The sequence below is a fragment of the Lysinibacillus sp. RU7 genome, assembly GCF_057837305.1.
The window spans coordinates 1-286 of the sequence record NZ_JBYQFK010000097.1; the positions used below are offsets into that span (position 1 = coordinate 1).

At 54.2% G+C, this 286-nt stretch carries 1 protein-coding gene; it reads left to right on the forward strand.

All coding sequences use genetic code 11. The features are described from left to right. Nucleotides 1-286, forward strand: a 286-nt coding sequence (locus AC3II9_RS21680) for a hypothetical protein (protein WP_489158749.1), incomplete at both ends; no start/stop codon positions are given.

Consider the following 286-nt stretch of genomic DNA (forward strand, 5'->3'; position numbering starts at 1 on the left):
GAAAAAAGGGGGAGGGGAGAAAAAGGGAAAAAGGGGAAGAAGGGAGGAGGGAAGAAAGAGGAGAGGGGAGGAAGAGGGGGAGGGGGGGAAAGGGGAAAAAAAAGAGGGAAAGAAAAAAGGGGGGAAAGGAAAGAAAAGAGGGAAGGGGGAAGGAGGGAGGAGAGAGGGGAAGAGAAAAGGGGAGGAAAGGAGAAAAAGGAGGGGGGAGAGGAGAGAAGGGAGGGGGGAGAGGAGAAGGAAGAGGGGGGAAAGGAGAGGAGAAAGGGGGGAGCGGGTAACATTAAAA